This window comes from Galbibacter sp., assembly GCF_035306585.1.
Classification (GTDB): domain Bacteria; phylum Bacteroidota; class Bacteroidia; order Flavobacteriales; family Flavobacteriaceae; genus Galbibacter.
Map to the genome: position 1 here is coordinate 1 of NZ_DATGNU010000132.1, position 7,250 is coordinate 7,250.

Below are 7,250 nucleotides of genomic sequence, written 5' to 3' on the forward strand. Positions count from 1 at the left end.
ACAACCAATATTTATTTTCGGGGAGGAATCATCCGCATCCTTGAATATTAGTGATGAATTAGAACTTGATAAGAAACTCAATATTTCAGCTTTTGAAATTCAACGGCAAGCCCCATTCTATCTCCCCATTCCTGAGTATGAACCAGCCCAGTTTAATCCATTATTATATACCCAAGGGCTCGCTTTAGAGGTGCAAGAGAGGAATACCTGTACGATTTACGAGCGCACTCGGGTACATAGCATAAAGAAAGTCAATGACTATTATGCTATTTAGACACCTTCAAGGGTGGTTAAGGCAAAATTTGTTATATGCGCTACACATACACCTAAAGGCAAGCAATTTACCTATCATTCTTTTTTAGGTCATTATAGAGAGTATGGAGTCGCTGCAATTCTAAAAGATAAGGCTGTGTATGTTTAGATGGTATCTTTTGGTGCTATTACAATATTGAAAAATATTCTTTTAGAACCTACTCCAGATTTGGTAAACTTCATATTAAGGCCATTGATAAAGCTCATAGAGTTGGACAAAAAGGTGATAATATAAAGTGCGTAGATGAGTTAACAAGGTTTCTTAAAAAGATATTTTATGTGGAAGAAATTACCTATCAATGGAGTGGCCAGAATTATGAACCAGCCGATTATTTATCATATATAGGAAGAAAAAGTAATGAATAAAATGAGATTATAGCCACGGGATTCTCAACAGATGGCCTAATTTATGGTACCTGAGCCTTGACCATTATAGCAAATATCATCAAGGGGAAACCTGATTCTTAAATAGAAACTTTTAAGCCTTCTCGTGTTCTATTAATGCAATCTGCTAAGAGGTTCTTTAAAGAAAATCTAAATGTAACTCAGCAGCTTGTAAAAGATGGGGTTTTTAAACATGACGATCAAGATATTTTGAATATTCCAAAAGGAAAGGGTGAGGTGATAAAAAGAGAAGGGAAACGGGTAGCGGTATACATGCCCACTCAAGGGGAGCCTAAAATGATCTCTGCTGTATGCACGCATCTTGGCTGTGTAATTCATTGGAATGAATTAGAAAGCACTTGTGATTGCCCGTGTCATGGAACAAGATTTAATGTTGATGGAGAAATCATTGAAGGTTCAGCTTTAAACCCATCAAAAAAATTAAATTGTGTAAGAAGCAGTTGTCGTTCTTGAAATTAATATATGATTAATGGGTATTTGATGAATCGGATGTATTTGGAATGCCTTAGAAAAATAAAACCCTCTAACTATTTGTTCCTAAATTGTATATAGAAGGTAATTGTTTAGATCGACCATCCTCACCGCTAGGATATTCAAAGACCTCCAAAGAAAACAATGGTACCACTGCGAATAGATGATCAAAAATATCAGCTTTTTGTGGTTCTATATCCAAGAAATTCACATACTTCGAGAAGGCATAAACCTCTAATGGGATACCCTGAGGTGTCGATGGTAGTTGCCTACAAATTAGTATAAAGTTCTCCTGATGGATGTCTGTTCTTTGCCTTAGGTATAGATTGATGTAGGTACGGTAAACTCCAATGTTAGTAAGGTTTCGCTCATTTGTATAGAATGATTTTTGCTTAGAATCTTCCACTCTTTTTTTACCAACATTTTCTTTCCAATTTTGAATGTAATTTTTAAGAATTGTAATATTTTCCAGTTCGTCGATTTCTTGTGGAGTTAAAAATCGTACAGATGATGCCCTTATAAATACCGACCTTTTAATCCTACGCCCTCCAGAGTCTTCCATACCTCTCCAGTTCGTGAAGGGCTCAGTATTTAGGTAATAGGTAGGGATAGAAGTGATTGTTTTATCCCAGTTTTGGACTAAAACAGTGTTTAAATTGATCTTTTGAACAAAACCATCGGTATTAAACTTTTGCATCGTTATCCAATCTCCTATACGAACTGTGTCATTGGCTGCTACTTGAATACTGGCGACAAATCCTAAGATTGAATCTTTAAAAATAAGCAGTATGATCGCAGATAATGCACCAAGGGCTGTTATGAACTCCCAAGGCGTTTCTCCTGTGATGATTGAAAGCACAAGAACAAACCCAATTAACCAGGTAAATATCATGAATACCTGAATATAACTATCAATAGGTTTATCCTTTAGACGATCAAAAGTTTTTAAGTAACCATTAAATGTTTTAAGTAAGCTGCGTAAAGTCCAGATTGTTATTACAACAATTAGAACATCCATAAAAGTTTCCATCTTTGGTATATAATCTGCGAAACTTGTAAAAATTACAGGAATAAAAGCTTTTATCACAAATAGGAGAAGGAGATACGATAAATTGGAGAAAAAATTATGTTTCAAGAGATAATCATCAAATTCCGTTTTTGTTCTTTTAGAAATAGTCTTTAGGGAGTTGATGAGAATTAAACGAAATATTCTACTCAATAGAAAGGTAACTATTAATAATAGGGCAAGACTTATTACAAGATGAAGGAATATTGCCATGTTATCATTCATTCCTAAATCTTTGAAAAAATCGTAAAAATAATTCGTGAAACTATTGGAAACCATAATCTATTGAAAATTGCTTCTGATTTAACTTGGACAAAAATAGGGTTATTAACTTAGGGTTTCAAACCTAGCAACTGCTATTTTGTCTTATACTTAAAATAACTCAAACGGTTTGTACCTATCTTCCTAAGGTAAATAACTATTTTTTTGTTTTGGATTCAAAATAGCAATTTACAACTAAGTGGAGTAAAGATTACAGCACAGAACATTACCTTTAAGGTAAATCTTCAACGGAAGTAGATGCTACCATTTAATTAACCGTAATACTTAAGATTCCTTTAAGATGTATTCAAGAAATTTTACAAATCAATTACATAAAACTATAACACTTTATATCTTAATTATGGTCAACTTTGTAATGTGTTCTAATGGAATTGAGTTATGGCAACAAATAAAGAAATAATTTATCTTCCTCTTGAAAATGTAGATAATGAGCACTGTGCGATGCTTGTTGAGAAGGGACTTTCTAGGGTGAAGGGCATTGAGAGTCATAAAGTGGAGGTTAATAATAGCAGGGCAGCCATCACAGTTAGTGATAATGAGGTGGTAACAAATGCCGTGAAGGCAATAATAGATCTTGGTTTTGGTGTAACCACAGCTAAAGGAACTTTTCCTGTTTTGGAAATGACTTGTGCCTCTTGTGCAGCAAGTGCTGAAAATGTTGTAAAGTTTCAAACAGGGGTGGTAAATGCCTCAGTAAACTATGGTACTGGAAATCTTGTTGTTGAATACCTTCCAAGTATGACTGATCCTTATAAATTGAAAAAGGCAGTGCAGGGAGCAGGTTATGATTTATTAATTGAAGAGGAAAGTTCTCAATCAGAAACTTTGGAAGAGATTCATCAAAAAAAATTTAAAAAACTAAAATTCAAAACCACTTGGGCGGTGATATTATCGTTTCCTGTGTTTTTAATTGGGATGTTCTTTATGGACGTACCTTATGGTAGTGAAATTATGTGGGCATTCTCGACCCCAGTAGTGTTATGGCTAGGAAGGGACTTTTTTATTAATGCGTGGAAGCAAGCGAAGCATCGTTCCGCAAATATGGACACCTTGGTTGCTTTGAGCACAGGGATCGCTTATGCCTTTAGTGTATTTAATATGCTGTTCGCTGATTTCTGGATTCAAAGAGGGTTAGAGGCGCACGTATATTTTGAAGCTGCTTCGGTGATTATTGCCTTCATTTTATTGGGAAGATTATTAGAAGAAAAAGCGAAAGGAAATACTTCTACTGCTATTAAAAAATTAATAGGCTTACAACCAAAATCAGTTATAGTGCTACAAGATGATGGTTCTGAATTGCGTACTCCAATTGAAGATGTAGAAGTAGGGGATGTGGTTTTGGTAAAACCAGGAGAAAAGATCGCTGTTGATGGGATGGTAATTTCTGGAAATTCCTATGTCGACGAAAGCATGTTAAGGGGAGAGCCAGTTCCTGTATTGAAGAAGGAAAATGAAAAGGTTTATGCTGGAACCATCAATCAAAAAGGGAGTTTTCAGTTTAAGGCGGAAAAAGTGGGTAAACAGACCATGCTTGCCCTGATTATTAAAATGGTCCAGGATGCACAAGGTAGTAAAGCTCCTGTTCAGAGGTTGGTGGATAAGATCGCTCGTATTTTCGTTCCATTAGTGATCGGAATTGCAATTGTTACCCTTTTACTTTGGGTTATATTAGGTGGCGAAAGCGGGCTTGTACACGGATTATTGGCTGCCGTTACGGTATTGGTTATTGCATGTCCTTGTGCATTAGGGCTAGCTACTCCTACGGCAATTATGGTTGGTGTGGGTAAGGGGGCTGAGAGCGGTATACTTATTAAGGATGCTGAGAGTTTGGAGCTCACCAAAAATGTTGATGCTATTATATTGGATAAGACGGGAACAATTACTCAAGGGAGACCTGAGGTTACCGATATTGCCTGGTTAGAGGGAGATGACTCAACAAAAGGTATTCTGATGAGCATAGAAAGACAATCAGAACATCCTTTAGCGGATGCAGTAGTTCAATACTTATCGGAGGTTCCTGCTGTTACAATTTCCGATTTCGAAAGTATTACTGGGAAGGGGGTGCGAGCTGATTTTGAGTATCAAACCTATTACGTTGGAAACAAGAAACTGTTAACAGAAAATAAGGTTACTATTCCAGAAACACTCCAACAACATGCTGACCAGTGGAGTAAACTTTCTAAGACTGTCGTTTGGTTTTCCAATAGCAAGCAGGCACTAGCAGTTGTGGCGATCGCTGATCAGATAAAGAAAACTTCAGTTCGGGCTATAAAAGAACTACAAGCGATGAATATTGATCTTTATATGCTCACAGGAGATAATGAAACCACGGCAAGAGCTATTGCCCACCAAACTGGAATCAATCATTATAAAGCAGAGGTTTTACCCCAACAAAAGGCAGAATTTGTAAGAGAGTTACAAAGTAAAGGGAAAGTAGTAGCCATGGTTGGGGATGGAATTAACGATAGTACTGCACTTGCAACCTCTGACGTGAGTATCGCTATGGGGAAAGGAAGTGATATTGCAATGGAAGTGGCCAAAATGACCATTATTTCTTCGGATCTCACTAAGGTAGGGCAGGCCATCCGTTTATCAAAACAGACAGTCGCTACCATTAAATAAAACCTTTTCTGGGCATTTATTTATAATGTGATTGGTATTCCTATCGCTGCTGGTATATTATATCCAATTAATGGATTCGTGCTTAATCCGATGATTGCTGGAGCTGCCATGGCGCTCAGTAGTATTAGTGTTGTGAGCAATAGCTTACGGCTTAAATGGAGAGAATAACATGTTAATAAAATAAATTATATTATTTTAAAATTTAAAATTATGAAAGTTAAAGAGCTTAAATTTAAAACAACCCTTAACTGCGGTGGCTGTGTGTCCAAAGTTCAACCAGATTTGGATAGCTCTGTAGGGATATCCAAATGGGAAGTGGATACTGACAGTCCCGATAAAATACTGACAGTAGAATCTAAAGGAATTACAGAGGGTCAGGTTATAGCGATTGTCAAAAGTAAAGGTTTTAAGGCAGAGCCCTTTTGAGTTTGATCCATTTATATGATTTTAAATTCAATCAAGCCAAACAATCTAAAACAAGGGAAGCAAGAATTGAAAAATATTATCAGCAAATACTCGACGCAAAAGGATTGGATGATTAAATCAGAGTGGCGTTTCGGAACATTTTTTGGCAAGAGCAAATTAGAACCAACACTATGAAAGAGCAACAAAAAAAGATTATTGAAAACTACGTAAAGTCGTATAACGATTTTGACATAGACGGCATGACCAAAAATTTATCTAAAAAATAAATGCTTCAAATGGGAATGTGAATTTGCAAACTGTAGGAATAATTGAATTTAAGAAACAAGCCGAATCAGCAAAGCAATATTTTACGCAAAGAGAACAAAGTATTGAGTCTTGGGAATTTGATGATTTACAGGTTACCATAAAAATTGACTATAAAGCGACCTTAGCGGTTGATTTGCCAAACAGCGGTCTTAAAATGGGGGGATACCCTGAATCTACAAGGAAAATCCGAATTTGAATTTGAAGACGGAAACATTAAATCTATAACGGATAAGAGTTGAACAGAAAAATTATTAGCGGTCATTGTAACAGCGACCGTGCAAAAAAACGACTGACAAATAAAATGGAAATTGAAACTCACAATATAAACGACATAAAAATTGCAGAAGTAATTTCGACAGACAGTATCATAAAAAATGCTTCGGACGGTTTAGACTTGTTAGGGAATTTGTATTATCAAGGCTTCGACAAAATTATAACTCACGAAAAAAATATCACACCTGACTTTTTTGACTTGAAAAACGGAATGGCAGGCGAAATACTTCAAAAATTCTCTAACTATCGTGTTCGATTGGCAATCGTTGGCGACTTCTCAAAACATACGGGTAAAAGTATTAACGACTTCATTTATGAAAGCAACAACGGCAGGCAAGTTAACTTTGTAACTTCTCAATCGGAAGCAATAAAAGTATTGTCACAATGAATACAGATATATTAAGAACTACTTTAAACGAACTTATGGTAGAAATACCGAGTGGAAAAATTGAATTACGTGACGACAGAACAAAACAAAAATGGTCGGTAAACATTAAACCTTTTTTACTTGCAAAATTTCCCGTAACACAAGACATTTATTTGTATCCGTCCGAGCAACTACACCCTTAACTTAGTGCCTCGATAAATGAAATTAATTTTAACAATCAAGATTCATTCTGGTATCCTGGCAATAATTCCTCAAGGTCATTTATTTTGTACTCTTTAATATTGGAAAGCGTTTCTTCAAGCCAAACTCGAGGGTTTACCCCATGGAGTTTACAGCTCCCAAAGAAAGATAAAAATATGGCCGCATGCTGCGCAGCTCTGTGGGAGCCACAGAACAAGAAGTTTTTTCTCGAAATCTATACAAAATAGCTTTTGGCCTAGCAGTATTTACGATAGTTTACAATATTGCTGAAGGTCTAATTTCGATATATTCGGGATTTAAAGATGGAAGTCTGGCACTTTTTGGCTTCCGATCCGATAGTTTTATAAAGGTTATTTTAGGATTTGGAATAGCCCATATGATTTTGAGAATTCAGAATTATCCCCACTAAAGTGGCACAGCGTATTCGTGTTTTATAACTCCCATTACAAAAGTACTATGCGCACTTCCAATATTTTTTATTGAACCTAAATCATTGAG

7 protein-coding genes and 1 pseudogene are annotated in these 7,250 nt (G+C 36.0%); 6 read left to right on the top strand and 2 right to left on the bottom strand.

The window, feature by feature from the left end:
- A partial coding sequence (locus VKY50_RS12170) for an FAD-dependent oxidoreductase (protein ID WP_324302092.1) occupies nt 1-274 on the top strand: 274 nt, incomplete at its 5' end.
- Nucleotides 275-813: 539 nt separating this feature from the next.
- The gene (locus tag VKY50_RS12175) at nt 814-1,170 is read left to right on the top strand and encodes a Rieske 2Fe-2S domain-containing protein (RefSeq protein WP_324302093.1); all 357 of its coding nucleotides are present in this window, start codon (nt 814-816) and stop codon (nt 1,168-1,170) included.
- A gap of 70 nt (nt 1,171-1,240) precedes the next feature.
- On the opposite strand, the gene VKY50_RS12180 is transcribed toward VKY50_RS12175, so the two are convergent.
- Entirely contained in the window at nt 1,241-2,218 is a 978-nt protein-coding gene (locus VKY50_RS12180; RefSeq protein WP_324302094.1) for a mechanosensitive ion channel family protein, read from the bottom strand.
- A gap of 696 nt (nt 2,219-2,914) precedes the next feature.
- On the opposite strand from VKY50_RS12180, the pseudogene VKY50_RS12185 reads away from it, so the two are divergent.
- The 4 genes and pseudogenes from VKY50_RS12185 (at nt 2,915) to VKY50_RS12200 (ending at nt 6,551) form a co-directional block, all read left to right on the top strand.
- A pseudogene (locus tag VKY50_RS12185) lies at nt 2,915-5,326 on the top strand (heavy metal translocating P-type ATPase).
- Between the two features lie 42 nt (nt 5,327-5,368).
- The gene (locus VKY50_RS12190; protein WP_324302095.1) at nt 5,369-5,584 is read left to right on the top strand and encodes a heavy-metal-associated domain-containing protein; all 216 of its coding nucleotides are present in this window, start codon (nt 5,369-5,371) and stop codon (nt 5,582-5,584) included.
- Nucleotides 5,585-5,873: 289 nt separating this feature from the next.
- Nucleotides 5,874-6,086 (top strand): hypothetical protein, encoded by a 213-nt coding sequence (locus VKY50_RS12195; RefSeq protein ID WP_324302096.1) that lies wholly within the window; start codon nt 5,874-5,876, stop codon nt 6,084-6,086.
- Between the two features lie 105 nt (nt 6,087-6,191).
- Nucleotides 6,192-6,551, top strand: a complete 360-nt coding sequence (locus tag VKY50_RS12200; protein WP_324302098.1) for a DUF4180 domain-containing protein — start codon at nt 6,192-6,194, stop codon at nt 6,549-6,551.
- Nucleotides 6,552-6,768: 217 nt separating this feature from the next.
- Here the strand turns inward: VKY50_RS12200 and VKY50_RS12205 are convergent, their stop codons facing one another.
- Nucleotides 6,769-6,948, bottom strand: coding sequence for a transposase domain-containing protein (locus tag VKY50_RS12205; protein ID WP_324302097.1), 180 nt, complete (start codon nt 6,946-6,948; stop codon nt 6,769-6,771).
- Nucleotides 6,949-7,250 lie beyond the last annotated feature (302 nt).

What these genes read in the sequence shown, in the direction of transcription:
- VKY50_RS12175 (WP_324302093.1), top strand. Translation starts at nt 814, where the DNA reads ATGCAATCTGCTAAGAGGTTCTTTAAAGAAAATCTAAATGTAACTCAG.
- VKY50_RS12180 (WP_324302094.1), bottom strand. Translation starts at nt 2,218, where the DNA reads ATGGAAACTTTTATGGATGTTCTAATTGTTGTAATAACAATCTGGACT.
- VKY50_RS12200 (WP_324302098.1), top strand. Translation starts at nt 6,192, where the DNA reads ATGGAAATTGAAACTCACAATATAAACGACATAAAAATTGCAGAAGTA.
- VKY50_RS12190 (WP_324302095.1), top strand. Translation starts at nt 5,369, where the DNA reads ATGAAAGTTAAAGAGCTTAAATTTAAAACAACCCTTAACTGCGGTGGC.